A 725-nucleotide genomic window follows, 5' to 3' on the forward strand; every position below is an offset into this window, starting at 1 on the left:
GCAGCCAATACAACGATCGCTTCTCTGACTGAGCAGATCACTCTGATGGCGGCTCAGCGCTACGCAAAGAAATCGGAGAAACGTTCCAGTGACAACAAGAAGAAAGATGATGACGACAGTAATGATTCTGACTCCACTCCTTCTTCTGGTTCCGCTCCTGAATCCGACTCTTCCAAAAAGCTGAACACTCATCGGCCTGTTAAGAAGAACCGAACCAGAAAGCCCAAATCGACGCTGAAAGAAATGATTGAACGCATGGGTATTGATGTGGAAAAGGTTGTAAGAGAACTCGATGAGGACAAAAGGTTCTGCGAATACTGTGGTCATGAGCTCATTCCGTTTGGAGAAAAGCATCTGCGTTACGAGCTTAAGGTTGAACTTCCCAGACTCAGAGTCATTGAGTATGTGGGTGTGACTTACGGCTGCCCTGACTGTCATGCAAAAGCTGCTGACAGTGACACTCCGCTCAGTGAATGCGGACTGTCTCCCGTTCAGGCCGAGGCTCCAAAGCCGCTTCTGCCCGGAAGCTGGGCTTCCTCCTCATTTCTTGCCATGGCGATCGCCTTCAAGATTCTCTATCAGATTCCCACCAATCTTCTGATTACGATGTTCAGAGAAATGGGAATGTTCAGCGTTTCTTCAGGAACTCTGTGCAGCTGGATCATTTCAGTTTCGCAGGTTTACTTTGCTCCTCTGTTTGACAGACTCAGACACAGACGAGCAAA

The 725-nt window shown here is 48.4% G+C and carries 1 protein-coding gene; it reads left to right on the forward strand.

The annotated features are described in order from the left end of the window. Positions 1-725, forward strand: a 725-nt coding sequence (locus tag BO222_RS11610) for an IS66 family transposase zinc-finger binding domain-containing protein (protein ID WP_143357032.1), incomplete at both ends; no start/stop codon positions are given.

This window comes from Ileibacterium valens, from assembly GCF_001945525.1.
GTDB lineage: Bacteria > Bacillota_I > Bacilli_A > Erysipelotrichales > Erysipelotrichaceae > Ileibacterium > Ileibacterium valens.